The 19,544-nt window shown below is 41.4% G+C and carries 14 protein-coding genes and 1 other RNA gene; 8 read left to right on the top strand and 7 right to left on the bottom strand.

Features of this window, described 5'->3' with window-relative positions; all coding sequences use genetic code 11:
• Nucleotides 1–86: 86 nt before the first annotated feature.
• A complete protein-coding gene (locus tag AAEY75_RS09605; protein WP_201551120.1) occupies nucleotides 87–2,024 on the bottom strand; it encodes a TonB-dependent receptor in 1,938 nt (645 codons plus the stop codon).
• Nucleotides 2,025–2,429: 405 nt separating this feature from the next.
• Between AAEY75_RS09605 and AAEY75_RS09600 the strand changes: the two genes are divergently transcribed.
• Nucleotides 2,430–4,421 (top strand): mechanosensitive ion channel family protein, encoded by a 1,992-nt coding sequence (locus AAEY75_RS09600; protein WP_352259468.1) that lies wholly within the window; start codon nucleotides 2,430–2,432, stop codon nucleotides 4,419–4,421.
• Between the two features lie 100 nt (nucleotides 4,422–4,521).
• On the opposite strand, the gene AAEY75_RS09595 is transcribed toward AAEY75_RS09600, so the two are convergent.
• The 5 genes from AAEY75_RS09595 to AAEY75_RS09575 all read right to left on the bottom strand — a co-directional run bounded on the left by AAEY75_RS09595 (nucleotide 4,522) and on the right by AAEY75_RS09575 (nucleotide 9,039).
• Nucleotides 4,522–5,154, bottom strand: coding sequence for a DNA-3-methyladenine glycosylase family protein (locus AAEY75_RS09595; RefSeq protein WP_352259467.1), 633 nt, complete (start codon nucleotides 5,152–5,154; stop codon nucleotides 4,522–4,524).
• Between the two features lie 149 nt (nucleotides 5,155–5,303).
• A complete protein-coding gene (locus AAEY75_RS09590; RefSeq protein ID WP_197217373.1) occupies nucleotides 5,304–6,035 on the bottom strand; it encodes a Smr/MutS family protein in 732 nt (243 codons plus the stop codon).
• Nucleotides 6,036–6,150: 115 nt separating this feature from the next.
• Nucleotides 6,151–7,020 carry an indole-3-glycerol phosphate synthase TrpC gene (gene trpC / locus AAEY75_RS09585; RefSeq protein WP_197217371.1) on the bottom strand — a complete coding sequence of 290 codons (870 nt, stop codon included), beginning with the start codon at nucleotides 7,018–7,020 and terminating at the stop codon, nucleotides 6,151–6,153.
• A gap of 178 nt (nucleotides 7,021–7,198) precedes the next feature.
• Entirely contained in the window at nucleotides 7,199–8,320 is a 1,122-nt protein-coding gene (trpD, locus tag AAEY75_RS09580) for an anthranilate phosphoribosyltransferase (RefSeq protein WP_197217370.1), read from the bottom strand.
• A gap of 95 nt (nucleotides 8,321–8,415) precedes the next feature.
• Complete coding sequence (locus AAEY75_RS09575; RefSeq protein ID WP_197217368.1) at nucleotides 8,416–9,039, bottom strand: anthranilate synthase component II; 624 nt, start codon at nucleotides 9,037–9,039, stop codon at nucleotides 8,416–8,418.
• Between the two features lie 839 nt (nucleotides 9,040–9,878).
• Between AAEY75_RS09575 and glnA the strand changes: the two genes are divergently transcribed.
• The 3 genes from glnA to AAEY75_RS09560 all read left to right on the top strand — a co-directional run bounded on the left by glnA (nucleotide 9,879) and on the right by AAEY75_RS09560 (nucleotide 13,362).
• Nucleotides 9,879–11,288 carry a type I glutamate--ammonia ligase gene (glnA, locus tag AAEY75_RS09570; protein WP_110923825.1) on the top strand — a complete coding sequence of 470 codons (1,410 nt, stop codon included), beginning with the start codon at nucleotides 9,879–9,881 and terminating at the stop codon, nucleotides 11,286–11,288.
• Nucleotides 11,289–11,481: 193 nt separating this feature from the next.
• Complete coding sequence (locus tag AAEY75_RS09565) at nucleotides 11,482–12,267, top strand: hypothetical protein (RefSeq protein WP_197217366.1); 786 nt, start codon at nucleotides 11,482–11,484, stop codon at nucleotides 12,265–12,267.
• Between the two features lie 342 nt (nucleotides 12,268–12,609).
• On the top strand, nucleotides 12,610–13,362 hold the full coding sequence (locus tag AAEY75_RS09560) for a DUF4124 domain-containing protein (RefSeq protein ID WP_197217365.1): 753 nt from the start codon (nucleotides 12,610–12,612) through the stop codon (nucleotides 13,360–13,362).
• Between the two features lie 139 nt (nucleotides 13,363–13,501).
• On the opposite strand, the gene AAEY75_RS09555 is transcribed toward AAEY75_RS09560, so the two are convergent.
• Nucleotides 13,502–14,215 (bottom strand): SIMPL domain-containing protein, encoded by a 714-nt coding sequence (locus AAEY75_RS09555; protein WP_197101422.1) that lies wholly within the window; start codon nucleotides 14,213–14,215, stop codon nucleotides 13,502–13,504.
• Between the two features lie 261 nt (nucleotides 14,216–14,476).
• On the opposite strand from AAEY75_RS09555, the gene ffs reads away from it, so the two are divergent.
• The 4 genes from ffs to AAEY75_RS09535 all read left to right on the top strand — a co-directional run bounded on the left by ffs (nucleotide 14,477) and on the right by AAEY75_RS09535 (nucleotide 19,416).
• Nucleotides 14,477–14,573: signal recognition particle sRNA small type (gene ffs, locus AAEY75_RS09550), an RNA gene on the top strand.
• A 295-nt stretch (nucleotides 14,574–14,868) separates the two neighbouring features.
• A complete protein-coding gene (locus AAEY75_RS09545) occupies nucleotides 14,869–15,465 on the top strand; it encodes a LemA family protein (RefSeq protein ID WP_110923829.1) in 597 nt (198 codons plus the stop codon).
• A gap of 72 nt (nucleotides 15,466–15,537) precedes the next feature.
• Nucleotides 15,538–18,399, top strand: a complete 2,862-nt coding sequence (locus AAEY75_RS09540; protein WP_352259466.1) for a M48 family metalloprotease — start codon at nucleotides 15,538–15,540, stop codon at nucleotides 18,397–18,399.
• Between the two features lie 156 nt (nucleotides 18,400–18,555).
• Nucleotides 18,556–19,416 carry a hypothetical protein gene (locus AAEY75_RS09535; RefSeq protein WP_352259465.1) on the top strand — a complete coding sequence of 287 codons (861 nt, stop codon included), beginning with the start codon at nucleotides 18,556–18,558 and terminating at the stop codon, nucleotides 19,414–19,416.
• Nucleotides 19,417–19,544 lie beyond the last annotated feature (128 nt).

The raw sequence follows: 19,544 nt of genomic DNA, 5'->3' as shown, positions 1-19,544 counted from the left end.
TCAGGTTTTTATAGTCATAAAAAAAGGCCATCGATTGATGACCTTTCTATTACTTGCAATAAATACGATCTCAATTTTCGATGAGTTTAGTACCAATCATAGGTTAAAGAGCCAAAATAGCTAGTGCCTTCGGTAGCGTATTCTGTACCGAATTGATTAGATAGTGTGTAATCTTCATCAGTGATATTGTCAACGCGCAAGTTAGCACGAAGATTGGTCGTCAGATAGATGACGCCGCTTAAGTTTAGTAGAGTGTAGTCATCCAACTTAGTAGTATTTGCAGCATCAGAGAATCTTTCATCAGTATATTTAGCTTCTAAACGCACATCAAAAGCAGGTTGCTGATAACCAAGATAAATCAAACTGCTATTTTGAGGGCGGTATACAAGGTCGTTGTTATAGTTAGCACTATTGGTGGTTTTGTCTTTAGCTTCTAGATAGTCATAACCCAAACCAAATACAAACGAACTAACGCTCCAGTCTGAAGTCAAACTTAAGCCTTTGATTTGTGCCTCACTCGTGTTGGTATTACCACCAATCAAGTCATCAACGTCAGTATGATAGCCAGTCAGACGGGAAATTTGATTACCTTTATTGTACTCTACAAACACTTCCGTATTTTTACTGGTCTCAGGCTTTAAGTCTGGGTTACTGTAACCAGGGTAGTATAAATCGTTGAAGGTTGGCGCACGAAATCCTGTCGCATAGCTTGCACCGATACGCAAGCCATCTAATGGACGTATAGCAGCACCTATGTTATATGTGTTCTCATTGCCATATTGCGAATTGTCATCGACACGATAATTGGCTTGTAGGTCATAATTATCTTCTGATAATTGATAGCCAACGAAACCACTTTTAACGGTTCTATCTTCAGGATCGTAAGCAGTTTGAGTGGCAGGGGCAGGATAACCTGAAAAATCTAAAACATCAGATGCATCTAATTTCTGTGATAACCATTCTGCGCCAATAATCACGGTACCAGGTTGTGCATTAATACTTGTTTCTGAACGTGCCTGCTGTTGAATGGTATTGAATTGACTGCCATCTTGATAATCAATAGAGTTAGCATCATGAGTAGTGGATTTATCGATACTTTGGCCATAGCTAAATTTAGTGACAGCTAATGGTGTTTGATGTTGAATAAAAACATTGGCGCTACCATTTTTTTGATCTGAATAAGCATTTGGAAAAGCATTGCCTGCAGAGTCAATATCCGTTGTAGAGTCAGAATATAATGCACTGATTCCAGCACTTAGAGAGTCTGAGATCTTATGTTGTAATGCTAGACTGGCATTGGTAGATTTAAAACCATCATCATCAGCATTGTAATCATAAGAACTAGGACTAGCAATCGCGTTGAAACCGTCTGTTTCGTTGCGGCTCACACCTAAACTCAATGAAGAAGTCTCATTTTTAAGCTGACCTGTTATGCCTACTTGGTAATGATTATTGCTACCATAACCAACGGTCGTTGAAACGTTAGATTGTTCTACGTTATTGCCTTTAGTGAATATTTGAATGACACCGCCCATCGCATCAGAGCCGTAAATACTAGAACCTGATGCACCATATAAAATTTCGATACGGTCGATTTGATCGGCAGATAATAGATTTAGTGCAGGCGCGCCTGTAGAAATAGAGCTGTAGCGAATACCATCAATGATTACAAGGACTTGCTTACTATCATAGCCACGCATATAAAAGTTACTGACGGTTCCTGTACCACCACTTTGAGCAATATTCATACCGGATTGATTTTTTAGTACATCAATTACGGTTTGACCTTGATAACGCTGTAATTCTTCGCTATCAATAACCCTTGTCTGAGCAATGATGTTACTGGTCTTAGTCGGTGTGCGGGTAGCTGTTACAACGATTTCATCGAGTTCAACTTCTGGTACTTCGTTGTTGCTTACGACAGTAGAATCGGTTGCTGCTGTTGCATTCAAAGAAAATACGCCAAGTGCGCTCAGAATACATAAGCGAAGATAGGCAGTCGAAGAAGAACGTGGTAAAAACATAGTCAATTCCAAAGTAATCATATTAAGAAGTACAGAAATAAAAAATAACCATTTTGACGCTACTATGGTTAAAAATTACAAAAAGCAATAAGTGAGCAAAACTATGCTCATTATCTATAAAAATCACCACTTTATAAACCACTTTAACCTAATGTTTCTTCACGCTAACATGAGTAACTTTCATGGTTAGTTGCTAATTATTCATTTGATAATCATTTCGGCTTTCAAATGGGCTGATATTCATGAGAGATTTGAACTAAATTAGTAAGCAATATCGTTAGGCATTTATTGATATAGATAGCTACAAAAATGCGTAATCAAAAGCACTGCTGTGATAAATAATTGCTATCATAGTCAGGATTTCATTGTTCTCTGTTGTACTATCCATAAGTTAAGAGGTTTGTTTTGTCTACTAAGTATCGTCTGATTCCCAGCACCGAGTTATCTTCACCATACTCAATCATTAAAGTACCATTACTCTCGATGGTGTTTTTACTTGTGTTGCTGTTGAGTTTGTTATGGCCAACTCATACTTTTGCGGCAGAAGCCAGTTCATTGGGTATTAGTGAGAGTAGCAGTGAAGAGTCAGAAAAATCACCGCGACCGGACTCATTTGGACGAGATACACCAAGGCAAACGGTGCAAGGGTTTATCAGCGCACTGGGTGAAAATGACTATCTGCTGGCGAGTAACTATCTAAATTTATCAAAGTCTGACAACCCAACGACCATCGTACGGCAATTTAAGCAAGCGCTAGATGCAGGCGGCCGTTTTCAGCCGGATTTGCAGCTGAGCAATACGCCTGAGGGTAACCTCACTGATCAGCTACCACCAAATCAAGAAAATGTAGGTGCGATTAATATTGGTGAAAAAAGCGTGTCACTGATACTCGAAAAAGTTACGTCTGAGAGAAATGAAAAGTATTGGCAGTTTTCAAGCGATACGCTCAGCTCGATACCGGAAGTAATAGAGAACACTGAACCCACTTTGGTGTCTCGCTATACTATTGATTCATTGGACGGCAAAAAGCTTTTCGGTTATCAGTTGGCTGATTTGGTCGCGGCGCTGGCCATGATCGTCAGTAGCTTTATATTGACTTACATCATGGTTTGGCTGTTGTATCATCTATTGAGAATCACTTATCCGCATGTTCGCGGTGTGACATTGCCATTACCGGATAAAGTGATATTGCCGCTTTCCGTAGTAATTATGGCACTGATACTGTCTGAGGTGATGGTATACGCTGGCGTATCAGTGACGCTACGCGAGCCAGTCAACCGATTTACAGAAATAGCTTCGTGGGTGGCGATAACATGGCTACTACTACGAGTCGTCGATGCCATATTCACTCGTGCGGTAAATTTGAGCTATAAGAAAAACTATACTGAGCGGGTTTCAATCTTAGGGCTGATGCGCAAAGTGGTTAAAGCGCTGCTGCTGATATTTGCTGTGATTGTCATCTTTGGTAATTTGGGTTTTGATTTGACCACAGGTATTGCTGCATTGGGTGTGGGTGGTTTGGCGTTGGCACTGGGTGCGCAAAAGACCATCGAAAACTTAGTTGGTAGTGTCGTCGTCGTAGCAGATTCGCCAGTGAGAATCGGTGACTATTGTAAATTTGGCACTTATGAAGGTACGGTGATTGATATTGGTATTCGCTCATCGCGTGTGCGGACATTGACGCGTACGATCGTGACGGTACCGAACGGTGACTTTTCATCGATGCAGATTGAAAACTTTACTTCTCGTGATATGTTTCGTTTTTTCCATCATTTATATCTGAAGCGTACCGCTGATCTTGATGTGATTTTCAAAATGGTAAACGACTTGGATGAATTCATAAAAGAGCATGATTTAACCAACCCAGAGTGGAATCAGGTCAATATCTTAGAGCTGCGTCAAGATTGCTATGTCATTCAGTTGCAGGCTTATGTCAATGCTACTGGAATTATTGAATTCTATGACAAGCAAAATACGTTATTTATCGATGTATTAAAGAAAGTCGCGAAATATAAAGTAGAACATGCATTGCCGACTCAGCAGCTTATCGTCAATCAAGCCGAGCTAGAAGATCACATTGATAATGAGGATCAAAACCATAATCAAGAAAGCAATAATCAAGCAAACAACCCCATTGAATCGGTAAAAGAGGTATCAACTAGTAAAGATACTGATAATGACAGTTCTGATGACCATAATGCTGTGGATTTAAATAAAGATAAAGGCAATGAAAGTACTAATAGCGATGAAGCCCTCAATGAAAAAAAGAAGGCAACATTGAAAAGCAAGAAAAGCCACACGCTCAAAGGACTCATACATAAAAGCCATGTATTAAAGAAAAGCAAGTTTAAGCATGTCAAAAAAAGACCTAGCTTTTCTATATGGAACCAATTTTAGAGTAAAGATTAAAGAGACCTTTGTAATGGTGTTAAATACAGAGTTTGTTATCAATAAGATTTAGACGATGGCATTACTCACTTTTTTTAATACTAGGTCTTTATAAAGGCACGGCAGTTTTATTGCGTAATGCACCGTAATACGACCATAGCAATAGGCTGGCAGCACTACGGTGTGGTGACCAGTCTTGGGTCAGGTTCTTTAATTGTTTCGGCGTCGGTCGCTCTGCTAAACCTAGCAACTCCATTGCAGCCAATTTGATGGCTAAGTCATCGACAGCGAATACGTCTGCGCGTTTTAAAGAAAACAACAAGTACATCTCAGCCGTCCAGCGACCAATGCCAATGACACCGGTTAGCGTAAGTATGACATCTTCATCTAGCATAGTTTCTAATGTATTAAAGTCTATATCGTGCTCAACCAATGAGCGAATATAACGAGTTTTTTGTTTAGACAGTCCTTGTGCTCGCAAAGTCTCATCTGTTGCCTCAATGATTGCATTCGGTGTCGTCAAGCCTGCATCAACCAACCGTTGCCAAATGCTGGCTGCGGCAGCGACAGATAACTGCTGACCAACCATTGCTCTCATCAGCTGCTCAAACCCACCTGTATTGTGTCTAAGGCTTGGCGTGCCAACTTGCTTATGGACAGGCGAAAACCTTGGCTCGATAGCAATTAAAGCAGTGATATGCTCATTTAGTGTTTCAATACTTTCAATTGTTTGTATGCTCATGATAGATTCACTCTAATAAAAATTGTGCATGACAGTCGTATAGCTGTGTGTCTACAGCTTGCTACTATAGAAATAGACGATTTATTTATATAAAAAAGGACTGCTATTTGCAGTCCTTTTTATTTCTAATACTGGGCTAACAATACAGACTATTCGCCATCAGCTTTAGGCTTTTTGAGCAATACCAATACTGCACCATTACCACCATCTTTAGGCGGGGCAGAGCAAAATGCTAGTACTTCTGGTAATTGACGTAACCAACCGTTCACACACGTCTTTAGAATGGCCTCAGAGCCTTTGCCATGGACTATTTTTACCATCGTTTCATTTTTCTGCTTCGCTTGACTCAGTAATTGCGTCATGGCGTCGCGAGCTTCTTCTATCGTGCAACCATGAATATCTACAGCATCATACCAACGTAGCTTTCCTTTCTTAAGTTGATCAAAGATTTTGTTTTGCAAGGTTGGCTGTTTGTACGATAAAAATGCTTCAGCAGCGACAGGGTTGAGCAGTGCTTGCATATCTGACAAGCCTGCACCCAAGTCACTCGCTTCACTACCTTGAGCAGCTGCACGTTTAGACAGTGTGGTTGCATCAGGTTTGCCCACTTTTGCTGCGTTTGCAGGTGAGCGGACGTTTTTATCGTCAAGCTGATTGACACCATGCATGGCTTGCATAAACAGTACTTTATCATCATCAACATGTTCGCTGTTCATTTGCTTAACAGTCTTATTTACTTGCTTTTGCGTGGGTAATGACACAGGTTCTGTTGGCTTTTGATCCTCACCTTCAGGTGAAGTGGTATCACGACCTTTGCTTAGTTGGCCTTTTAGCTCTTTAAGTTGGTCTTGCATTTCTTTTGAAAACAGAGAATTTGACATAAAAGTTAATGTATCGTTGGTTGATGAATGAATGACTTGATAGTCTATATCGTCGCTGGTTCTATATTGATATAAGCTTACGAGTCGTATCGTAGCCTAAGCTATTTTGGTTACTTTACTCGTCTGCTGCGACGCCCGCAAGTAAGGATTGTAACGCTTGTCCAGGATGATCGGTTTTCATAAACTGCTCACCAATTAAAAAGTGCTGAATATCATGGCTTAACATCAAACGAATATCATCACTGCTATGAATGCCACTCTCGGTGACGACAAGCGGTTTAAGGGTTGTATTGTCTACCGCTAATGCTTCGATCAAAATATTTTTTAGATCTAATGTGGTTTGCAGATCGACGTCAAAAGTATTTAAGTCGCGATTATTAATGCCATAAATATTATGTGCTGAGCGTGGCAATGTTAGTGCACGATCAAGCTCAGATTTGGTATGTATCTCTATCAATACATCCATACCTAACTCAATACTCAGTGCGTGCAGCTCATGTACTTGCGTGTCATCAAGGCAAGCCATGATAAGTAGTATACAGTCTGCACCCATTAGATAAGATTGATAGATTTGGTATACATCCACCATAAAGTCTTTGCGCAATATTGGTAGGCTTGCAGCATTAGCCGCTTGAAGAAGATAGCTATCATCACCTTGAAAATAATCACGATCAGTTAATACTGATAAACAGCTGGCACCAGCTTGCTCATATTGCTGGGCAAATAATGCCGGTGCAAAGTTATGATTGATGATGCCTTTAGATGGTGATGCTTTTTTGATTTCAGCAATGATACCGACACTGTTTTTGTTCGTACTGGCCGCTCGTAAAGCAGCAGCAAAGCCTCGGCGTGGTTTATTATCAGCTGCGACTTGCGCTTGTAAATCCTCAAGAGAAAGCATCTCACGCGCGGCTTTTACTTCTTCTATTTTGGTTGCGACAATGCGCTGCAATACTGAAGGTATGTCTGAGTGAGTTGTGGTCATACTGGTATCCGAATAATATTAAATGTAAATATAGTCAAAGAACTACTAAACGGCTACGGCATTACCCTTCTTAGATGTACGACTTGTACAATCTGCAGTCGGCTGCCTTGTATCCGTTTTAGATTTCTTTGTCTATAGACAGTGGTGGCAAAGTTTGCATCATATGAGTGCTTACAAGTTAACCCTGAGCCACTAATTGCTGTGTGTAGTTGGCCAGAGACTCAAGTTTAGCCAATGCATCACCATTTTGGATGGCTTTTTGCGCTCGGCTCACACCATTGGCGTAGTTGCTGGCAAGTCCTGCCGTATATATGGCCGCACCTGCATTAAGCGCAATCATATCACGTGCTTTGAGTACAGAGCGGTCATGAGTATCGGCTCCAGATAGTGCAGCGCGAATCAGCTCCAGACTTTGCGCTGGAGAGTCGACATCGAGACCGATCAGTGTCTGCGATTCAATGCCAGCATCTTCTGGCATCATCTCATAAACAGATATCTCGCCATCTTTTAATTCAGCGACCGTAGTGGAAGTAGCAAGGCTAATTTCATCCAGGCCGTCTTTTGCACCCACGACCATTACATGACGGGCGCCCAAGTTTTTCATGACGTTGGCGATAGGCTCACACAGTTGGGCAGTGAAAACACCAATGACCAGATTGGGCGTGCCAGCAGGATTGGTTAATGGCCCTAAGATATTGAAAATCGTACGCGCTTTGAGTTCGCGGCGCACAGGTATGGCATAGCGCATGGCACTGTGATGATTGGGTGCGAACAGAAAGCCGATACTTTGGTTTTCGATACAGTTTTGTGCTTGTTCAGGTGTGAGCGCAAGGCTAATACCCGCTTGTTCGAGTAAGTCTGAGCTACCCGATTTGCTAGACACGCCGCGGTTGCCGTGTTTGGCAACTTGCGCGCCAGCCGCTGCTGCCACAAGAGCAGAGGCGGTAGACACGTTGAATAAATTAGCGCCATCGCCACCAGTACCAACGATGTCCACTAAGTGATCACAGTTCTTTGGTTCGATATTAGAAGCCAAGGCACGCATGGCACTGGCCGATGCAGTAATCTCATCGATTGATTCACCTTTCATACGTAAGCCAGTCAAAATAGCGCCCATCATGGCGTCGCTACATCTGCCTTGCATGATGATCAGCATCACTTGATACATCTCATCAAAGGTTAAATCAATGTGTTGAAAAATTCTTTCTAAGGATGCCGTCAATAACTTATGAATATCTGTATCAGACAATTGAGCAATACTATCTGGAGTGTGATTGCCCTCTATTTTTGTTGTACTCATTATATTCTCTCTTACTATTTTTATAAGTTTGTTTTAGATTAAGTTGGTTTCAAATTTAATATTATAGATATTTTAGATTTATTTTTTAACGATACTTAGCCGACTTGTGGTAATTCGTTCGAGGCCAGTACTGCCAAATTATGTGTTTGCAAAAAGTTATTGAGCAACTGATAACCGGCCTCGCTCAAAATAGACTCAGGATGGAATTGCACCCCTTCGATGGCCAAAGTTTTATGGCGGATGCCCATAATTTCCTCAATGCTGCCATCGGCATACTGTGTCCATGCGGTCAGCTCAAGACAATCGGGCAGGCTGCATTTGTCAATGACGAGCGAGTGGTAACGGGTGACTTGTGATGGATTAGGCAATCCAGTAAACACACCTTGACCGTTATGGTAGACGGCTGATAGCCGACCATGCATGACTTCACCAGCTTTGACCACTTGACCACCAAATGCTTGTCCAATGGCCTGATGACCCAAGCAAATGCCCAATATCGGTATGATACCTTTGAATGTTTCAATCACTGCTAAAGAGATGCCAGCTCGATCAGGATCACATGGGCCAGGACCAATGACAATTACGTCTGGTGCAAGGGTTTGAATTTGTTCAATGGTAGCCTGATCATTACGCCAGACGGTGATGTCCTGCTGTAATTCACCGAAGTACTGTACGATATTGTACGTAAAGCTGTCGTAATTATCGATCATCAAAATCATTGGGTTTTCAACTTGTGGATGTGATTGTGTTTTTTAGACTTATATTTATCTATAGTGGTTCTTGGTTCTTGGTTCTTGGTTCTTGGTTCTTGGTTCTTGGTTCTTGGTTCTTGGTTCTTGGTTCTTGGTTTAAGTAATTTTTGACGCAAGTGCTTCTGGATTCATACGTTTGTCAGGCGCAGTTATCTTACCATTATTTTGTGGTCTATCAAATGTAAGGTACAGGCTATCCAAGTAAGTCATGCGTAAAAATTATTTTACCTCACAATACTTTTGACGAAATACTTGCGAGGAGACTTTGGTTATTGGCTTGTCTGATATTTTTTAATTGTAAGATATGCACTAAAAAAGAACATTGTTCGTTAATGGTGCGGTTTTTTAGCACCGAAAAAGTGCAAAAATATGATGTTTTATGTCTATAAATGAGAAATAAGAGGTGAGTGGGTCGTTGATAGGCCATGCTTGATAAAGAATAAATCATGTTATAGGTAATTGTAATAATTGCGAATTAAGTTGATGGGTGTTTTCTCAAATATTATTATTTTTATAAGTTGGCACAGCGTTTGCATTACTATTTTCATGATTATTTATGGCTAAAAATTGACTCAAAAATAATTATTAATAAGTGCTAGAAGAGTTTACTATTGTGAGTTATATGTTGTTAGAATGAGAAAAAGCATTATAAGGATGTCTTGACTAAAGACATTGACAGTGCTGATAATAAGCATAATATTGAAGGCGCTATTTAGTATTAAGAGCACAGCTGATATTCTTGAACCAGTAAATTGCATCAGTCACTTTAAATCGCAATAACGTGATCAACACAACGGAGATTATTTATGTCGAACAAATTACTAGACCTTATCAAATCAACAAATGCTAAATGGGTTGACTTTCGTTTTACCGATACCCGTGGTAAAGAACAACATATCAGCTTTCCTTCACATACCATTGACGAAGAAGTAATGGAAGACGGCAAGATGTTTGATGGTTCATCTATTGCTGGTTGGAAAGGTATTGAAGCCTCAGATATGATCTTGCGCCCAGATCCAGAAACTGCTTTTGTTGACCCGTTCTTTGATTCAGTTACCGTTGTCGTTACTTGTGACATTATCGAGCCATCAACGCTACAAGGTTATGATCGTGACCCACGCTCTATCGCACGCCGTGCTGAAGAGTACTTAAAGTCTACTGGTATTGGTGATACTGCTTATTTTGGTCCTGAGCCTGAATTTTTCATCTTTGATGATGTGAAGTGGTCAATTGATATGTCTGGTGTTAGCCATAAAATCACTGCTGAAGAAGCAGCATGGTCAACAGGCGAGACGTATGAGTGGGGCAACATGGCGCATCGTCCACGTGTCAAAGGCGGCTATTTCCCAGTACCACCTATCGATAGCTCACAAGACATGCGTTCAATTATGTGTGAGCGTATCGAAGACATCGTTGGTGCAGGTTCAGTTGAAGTACATCATCACGAAGTAGCGTCTTGCCAGTCTGAAATTGGCGTAGCATTCAACACGATGGTACGTAAGGCAGATGAAGTTCAACAGTTGAAATATGTTGTTCATAACGTTGCGCATCAGTTTGGTAAAACGGCTACCTTTATGCCAAAGCCAATCGTTGGTGATAATGGTTCAGGTATGCACGTGCATATGTCTATCGCTAAAGATGGCGTAAACACCTTCGCTGGTGATGAATACGCTGGTTTGTCTGAAACAGCTCTGTTCTTCGTTGGTGGTATCATCAAGCATGCTCGTGCTTTGAACGCAATTACCAACCCATCGACCAACAGCTATAAGCGCCTAGTACCACATTATGAAGCGCCTATTAAACTTGCTTATTCAGCATCTAACCGTTCAGCGTCTATCCGTATTCCACACGTGAGCAGCCCTAAAGCGGTACGTGTAGAAGCCCGTTTCCCTGATCCAACAGCGAACCCATACTTAGCATTTGCTGCATTGCTGATGGCTGGCCTTGACGGTATCCAAAACAAAATGCATCCAGGTGAAGCTGCTGACAAAAACTTGTATGACTTGCCACCAGAAGAAGAAGCACAAATCCCAACGGTTGCAGAGAGCTTAGACGTCGCATTACAAGCATTGCGTGACGATCATGACTTCTTATTAAAAGGCGATGTGTTCACTGAAGACATGCTAGAAGCGTTTATCGCATTGAAAGAAGAAGAAGTACAGCGTCTGAACGTAACTGTACACCCTGTTGAATTTGACATGTACTACAGCTGCTAATTAGTCGCTAAAGCACTCAGTTATTTTGATTCATAGAAACCAGCTAAGTTATTCTTAGCTGGTTTTTTTATGGAATTTAAACCAATAATTATCTTAAAATAAGAGATTAAGAGTGGATAGTCGATAACAAATACTAGCCGTAACGCTCAATTTTCCAAAATCAGCCATCATAATTATAACAACAGGCACTACCATGAAGCTTTCAACGTTAAGCTCTTTAGTAATAATAACCTTGTCACTGTTTCAAATAAGTTGTATGCAACAAGATAAAAAGCAAGATCCTTATAAAGAGGGCGATATCGTTACTTGGAAGATTAATAATCATCTTATTTTAAAAGCTGAAGTCGGACAAAGGCGAGAGCACTCTCTTGAAAACCACTCTAAAAGAGGGGAAGCCGAGTTCTATCGTCCACAGTATGAGCGTTATCTTGGACAATTTCCTATTGATTATCAGCCTATAGGATTTGACAAGATAAGCGAGTCAGAGGCAAGAGACATGCCTATCTCTAAGCACTCAGGCAGAAGATATGAGTTTAATCTGATGCTTAATGGTTCTACAGTGCAGGCGTCGGATAGAGTAGTTGAGTCTAATGATACTTTAGATCATCCTGATCAGGTGAAGGTAGTGATTAACTCATATCAAGCTAGTCTTACAACTAAAGAGGCAACAGAAAAGGAAGAAAGAGAGGTAAAGGCTAAATACGAAAAAGAGCTTTCAGAAAAGTATGGATTACATTGCCGTACTAGAGATGATATTGGAATACCACACTGCTTTGGTAATTCTATTAATCCACAAGTCTCTGGCATAGTTTTTTCATTTTGGAATGATGAGAAAATCAAAGCTATTTCATACGAGCCTATCTATGGGGGCATCAAAGTCGAATGGTACTTTCATCCTAGCAACTTACAACACTGGCAGGAAATTGATACTGCAATATGGGATTTGATAGAAACGTGGAATATATCGCCAATAGAGTAAATACTGATTACTTAAATCAGCCATCATGATTATAACAACAGGCACTATTATGAAGCTTTCAATGTTTAATACTCAGATTGAAGACACGCTCTAGGGCGTGTCCTCAATTCAATCGATAGTCATCTAAATGGGTTAAAAATGGCTAAATCTTGCCAAACGGCGTCAAATAGCTGACTAATATCTCGATATTATCTGCGCTATTTTCCTTGTTTGACTGCAATTTATCTCATTTTTATTACCATTTTTAAAATGAAGACACGCCCTAGTGTTATTCGCTGAAAAATACCCCATAATGGTACTATCATATTTGTTAAATACGCGCACTTATTAGGTTGACTGACTATGCACTCACTCTCAAAACATTCCCGTTTGATTCAGACCGCCATGACCATACGCAGTCATACCAAAAATAAGATGTTATTTACAGGCTTGCTCGTCTTCACAGCCAGCCTCTACGCCCCTTTAGCAAATGCCTCTGCTATTTATAAAGTCGTTGATGAAAAGACGGGTCAAGTCACCTTCACCGATCGTCCACAGAATTATGAGCAGCAAGCGGATAAGCAAGTCAGTCAGACCAGTGTCATGACTAGAAGTGATGCTCTTAACTCAAGTAACAATAGCAATACGAGTGGTCAGTCTAGCAGTACTGCTCAAGCTGCCAGCACAGAGACGACGATTACACCTGATGCTGACAGTTCAACCGTCAAAACCGCGGTCAATTATCAGCTTACGATCACTGAACCAAGCGAAGAGCGTGCTTATCGTCGTCCTGCCCAAAATATCGCTGTAAATGTACAAGTAAAGCCATCTTTACAAGCAGGCGATAACGTGAGTATTTACTTGGATGGTAATGAGGTGGCACAGGGTCTTAATGCTTCCATCCCAACGGTAGATATTTTACCAGGATCGCACAGTATCACGGCAGTTGTGACCAATGAGAAAGGTAAAACCCTGCAACAAGTAGCACGAACTGTTTATGTCATCCAAAACAATACAACCTTGCAAGATAATAAAAGAAAGGCAGAGCAGCTGTTGGCTTATCAGAACCTATCGTTGTACCAAAAACTATTATTAAAGTTACGTCAAAGTGATTAGAGCTTGTCTTATTGATGAATGATGAATAACGACAGCATAAATAACAGCTTAAGAAAAAAGGCAAGCACCCTAATGGTGCTTGCCTTTTTAGTATGAATAGTTCAATTTATGAACGAACCAACTGCTGGTATAAGTTGATTTATTTAGTCAGCTCAATCGTACCATTTGCGGTCACTGAGATCGTACTGTTGCCAGACTCAAAGCTTTGGCTTGGTACTGACTCAAGTGAGTCTGATTTCATGCTCATGGCGCTATACATTGGACGCGGGTAGTTACTACCTGTATTTAGGTTGACGTTCACCACACGATAGCCGCGAGCACTCCATGCGCTAGTTAGGTTTTTAGCTTGTTGTTGAAACGCGCGGGAGGCATCTGTCATTAGCTTCTGTTCTAGCGCATCTTTTTTGGTGTCAGACACACCAAAGCTGAGATTTTCCATGACAAGCGTTTCTTGTAGATCAGCAATGAGCTGACTGGTCGCGGCAAAATCAGTACTCTTCAAATCTATATTGGCTTGTCCTGTCCAGCCTATGATTTTGTTGTTTTTATCATAACTAGGGTAAGTGCGCTGCTGTCCTGTGCTGACAGTGACGCTAGGATAGCGTTTGGCGATTTTCATGGCATTGTTGATAGAAGTGTTGAGCGTAGTGGCCAATGCTTTTGAGTCAGTTGCCTGTGCTTTTTTGTATAAGCTGGCTCGTACTTCATCATTTTGCACTTCTTCTTTTACTTCTGTTTGAAAAGTAAGCTGGTCGTAGCCAGTTGGTTCTGCATGCGCGCTACCCATCATAGCGGTTAATAGAAGTGCAGAGCCAGTCGTTAGGGCTGCTTTGTTTAGTAAAGTAGTTTTCATCACTATCTCCTCAGTAAGTTATATCAATGATAAAGAGAGACGCTATCATTAAACGCTGTCTCTCTCTATTAAAAGCAGTGCATTTTATTTGTTAGTTGCTATCCATCATGCTCAGCTTTATAGGCTAACATAGCAAAATTCAGACGCGATGCTGTGATAATTTTGTCACCTAAGTTACTGATTTTTTTGCCTTACAAAAACAGTTTTACGATAGGGGTTGTAAAATTAAAAAATTCTTGTATAATTTGCAACTGGTGGCTCCATTGGTAGCCTCGCAACATTGTTCTATGAATCCCGCCAGGACCGGAAGGTAGCAACGGTAATAGTCACAGTGTGTGCCGAGGATGTGCTTTTGGAGTCGCTTTTTTTTGCCTAAAATTTGATAATTGGTTTTATAATCAGTCAGAAACACTCGTATTATGTATTAAGCCCTTCATTGTAAAGGGCTTTTTTTTGCGTTAATTTTATCTATTTTATATTTTAATTTCTTATTCAATTTCGAAGCTTCATTGATTAATATGAGTTAAAATACAATGTATTAACTTTTTAGTAACATTAGAGTGTGTTGAGTCTTCACCAATAGTCGCTGTTAGTGCCATGGTGGAGTATGCAACAGGCCTTAATATCAATACGAAACGTTTTAGGATTTGATTATGAAGATGTTTGTCTGGCTGTTTATTGCCTTTGTGGTGTTGGTAGTTGTATTTGGGGTATCCATATTTAATAAATTGGTACGCGCCCGTAACCAAGCAAAAAATGGTTTTGCTCAGATCGATGTGCAGCTGAAACGCCGTCATGATTTGATTCCAAATCTCGTTGAGACGGCCAAGCGTTACTTGACGCATGAAGAAGAAACGCTTACTCGTGTGATTAGTGCGCGTAATCATGCCCAAAGCTTGCAGGACTCGAGTAAACATCAGCCAGACTCACTGGAACATATGGCCTTATTTGCCAAAGCAGAGAGCATGCTGTCCAAAGCATTAGGACAGTTCTCAGCTGTCGTGGAAGCGTATCCTGAGCTAAAAGCAGACAGTATGATTAAAGAGTTGATGGATGAGCTGACCAATACGGAGAATCGGATTGGTTTTGCGCGTCAACACTATAATGATAGTGTGATGTTTTATAATAACGATCGCGAAGTATTTCCCAATAATCTAGTTAGCACGACTTTTGGCTTTCGCCCATTAAGTCAGTTGGTGTTTGAAGACAGAAAGGCGATTGCTCAAGCCCCCGTTGTCAATATGGGCTGATATTCACATGCGTTCGGCTATGTTTAGATAATCTAAAATTTAGACAATATAAAGTTTAGGTAAGACAAGTAGATGGATTTTTTTGGTGAACAGCGCACACGTACTCAGCGCAGTCTATTGCTCTACGGGCTATTTTTTCTCATTGTATTTGCGCATATGGCAGTGGCGCTCGGTGTCATGGCACTGTTGCTCACATTATTTACGGGTGGCATTTATTATTGGGCGTTAGTACTGGTCATTATCTGGACATTAGGCAGCTTCGCTGGTGGTAGTTTTTTAGAGTATCGTCGTCTAAAAGCGGGCGGTCGTGCCATTGCTCAGCGCGTAGGTGCTGTTAGATTATTTATTGATCATAGCCAAGACGCTTGGGAGCACAGTCAGGGTGTTGCTCATCAGCATGAGCCTGTACAAAAGGTTCGCTATAGTGCACGTCATATCGCGGTGCGTGATGAGCGTGACTTTCCACCAGTCTACCGCCGCTATTATGAAATTGCGCAGCAGTTGGCCATTGCATCAGGCTTAAGTATGCCTATCTTGTATGTGTTGCCTGATGAGCAGGGCATCAATGGTTTTGTGGCTGGTCGGCACAGTCAGGATATGGTGCTGGTCGTGACGCAAGGTGCACTGGATAAGTTGTCTGATGAGGCTTTGTACGGGCTCATTGGCCATGAGTATGGTCATATCCTCCATGGCGATGCCACCTTCAATCTGCAGCTGATGGTAGTGTTGGCAGGCTTGCAGATACTATATGACTGGAGCGATCCTATCGGTAATGGCAATTATTTTGATAATACCGTCAATCAAAACCTCGATCTATCACAGAAGTCCATCGATAATCATGCTCGCAGTACGGAAGCGAAAACCGCAAGCTTTACCACTCACAGTGAGTGGGTGGCGTACTGGCAGAGCCAATCACAAAATCAACAGTCAACCGCAAAAAGTCAGTCGAAATGGCTACAAAACAAACCGGTAGTAGATCGCCAAGCGCCTCGTAGCGTTTGGACATTGTTGTTACATGGGTTGAGCTTTTCGAGCATGGCCAGTGCTCAACTTATCAAACATAGCTTCAACCGTGAGCGCGAACTGCTTGCCGACGCGACTAGTGTGCAGTTGACGCGCTCTCCTGCGATTATGGAGACACTAAAAGCCATCCACCAAGATTCACTTGGTTCACGCTTGACAGGTATCACTGATATCAATGGACTCAGTCATTTTTTCTTTGCCAGTAGTGGCACAGACCTAGGGGATGTCTCTTGGTTTGCGACTCATCCCAGTTTGTCTGAGCGTATGAGTGCTATTAATGCCAACGCTTACCATAAGTTTGCCGTACAAGTTGCTAAAGAAAAATGCATTAATCAGCAAAAAATAAAAGAAATATATGAGCAGCGTCGACTCGGGGACGTGGGCAAGGTAAAAATAAATAGCCTAAGTATAGATAAAAAAGAAAATGCTAACAAACAATTACCCCACGCAGAATCACTCTCTACTCAAGCATTGAATAGTGAATTAGAGAAAGAAGAGAAAGGGCTAGATTTCGTTGTAGCAGAAGATGTCGTCATTGATGGGCGATTGCAGGTATCGTCGCAAGATATGGATATCCATGAACAGTTAAAACCTTGGCAGGCAAAACCTGATAGCGATTTACCATCGGCAGCGCTGATTAGTATTAATGATATTGAAAAAGTCTCGCTACCACAGTATGTGCTCAATCACAGTCACCACCCGTTAGGAGCACAGGCCTTGATTGAAGCGGTGATGCTATGTCATCAGGGTCAAGCTCTAGTAACGACAAGCACTTATGACTTGGCTGACATTTGGTACGAAGTTACTAACAAAAAAACCGATGATCATCGCCAAGCGCAAATACTACCGCATGCCATCGACCATAAATTGATAGAAACCGTAGCGAGTATTGATCGACGATTAGACAGTGCGCTAATCACAACTGCCATAAAAAATCTGAGTCAGCATAATTTATCCGAAAGCGTGATTGCAGAGCTACGTCTGAAGCATGAGAGTAGCCATAGCAATGAAAGCTATCAATATTATAGTCAGCAGAAAAAATGTCGTATGATGCTTATGCGCTATCAACAAGGTATCACTGAACTTTTTAACGGCCAGCTAACTGCTGATCTGAGTATAGACTTAGCAGATAAGATGGCGGACAAAGATTTTCTTACGCATAGTATTCAGTCAGCATCAGCTGATGCCAAAAGTGATGCGTCTTGGATGCCTTCTATTTTGTCATTATGGCAAGCGCTGCATTTACAACAGCTGTTACCGGTACTATCTACGGTGCTAAGTGATGAGCCGTCACAGATACGAAAATATGAGTCATGGCAGCACACATTGCGAGTTGGCACAAAGGGTATATATGCCCAGCTTGATCCTTCAGGTCAAGTGTTTACTCGACTGAACGATGTTAAGAGAACGCTGCTAATTTTACTAGCATATCGTTTATCAAAAGATGTCAAAGGCCAAATGACATCAGCGCTAGATAGTTCAATGCTTGACTATAACGATGCTAGTGTGGCCCACTATATCGTGGATTTGCGCCGCCATGCACGCTTGATTGATATTGATTTAGCAGCCATTAGCGATGCCAATCTACAGTGGTTGCTGTTGACTGTTCAAAACCTCAATAGTATTCAGCTATTGGCATTAATAGAGACTGTGCCTGTGTTCATAGCATCCACCGTTGAGTCGTCTGTAATAGATGCCAAACGCCGTGATAATTATCAAGAGAGACAACAGAGCCTCAATCAAATAGATTATAATGATACGGATAGTGAGAGTTACACCTATAATAATTACCAGCAATGGCTGAGTACATTGCATACAGTGATGTTACACGATACGATAGTCAGTCAAGATGAGTATGACTGCCTAATGCTGTTAGCAGAGCGTTGGCTAGGCGTTCGAAAGCTCTTTTGAATGCTATGACTGAATGCTATGACTGAGCGAAGTGTTTAGGCATTGTTTGACACGCATTGGGCTGGCTAGAAGTTGCATGATTTAAGTTGTTATTTGACATTTTTTAATACAGATATTCTGTAAACCCATCTTAGATGAGTAGGATAGTAAAGACGTATGAGTGACATTGCAGACCCGCTAATTGTATTGCAACATCGTATGCAGCAGCGTCAAATTTTAGCGATTATGGGTATCAATCAGTGGGTGCAGCCAAGCTCCGCCACTATCAATATGGCAGATATCTCTGCGCCTACTATTTCTGATTCTACAATTGATACGCCTACTCAGGCTGTGTCGTCTGTTACTAACACTGAACAACCAAGTATAGAGCAGCAAAGTAATAATGCCGCGAGCATCGAGATGTCAAATATAGCATTTGCTGATTCTGTATCAGCGGCCATCGATGATGACGCCACGCGCAACTATTACCATGATGCTAGTGATGTAGAGTTAGAATCACCTAACGAACAAAGCCCTGTCACCTATAGTTTTGATACTAGCGTCAAAGCTGTAGGTGATGTACCTGTCAAATCCCTCGTAAACGACATAGCCCAACAAACCATTGCTGCTATCGGGCAGAGTCCTATTGCGCATATAAGTAACGATGATAGCTTTAAAAAAGTAGCACCATTTGATTTGCAAGGCGGTCGTTATGGCGACTGGGTAGTTTTGGTTGATATCCAAGCACTCAATAATGACAGTCAAAAGCTATGGCAAAATATTACCCAAGCGTTATCCATCGATTGTGAGACCACCTCTTTTCCTATTTGTGAAGGAATGGATACCGCAGAGCTTGCCAATGCCAGTCTTGCTGGGTATGTCTTTAAAATTGGCCGCAGTGAAGAAATACAAGTGGTAGCATTGACTGAATTGCCTGAAGGGCTTGAGCATCCGACGCTTACGGCTGTGCCCACGTTAGATGAAATGCTCACTGATAGCAGCTTAAAGCGCCAGCTGTGGGAAAAGTTATCAGGTTAAGCCATCTGACCATTGGTGTAGTCATAAATTACTTGTATAAACTATCGGCATAAACAACAGACATTAGCAAATAAAAACAACGAAAGTCACTTTTACAGTGATTTTGATAGGCAACTTTTACGCTCCAA

Origin of the sequence: Psychrobacter sp. TB55-MNA-CIBAN-0194 (genome assembly GCF_040309505.1) — a bacterium.
Lineage (GTDB): Bacteria > Pseudomonadota > Gammaproteobacteria > Pseudomonadales > Moraxellaceae > Psychrobacter > Psychrobacter fozii.
Note: the sequence above shows the minus strand (reverse complement) of the source record. Positions and strands in the feature narration are given on the sequence as shown.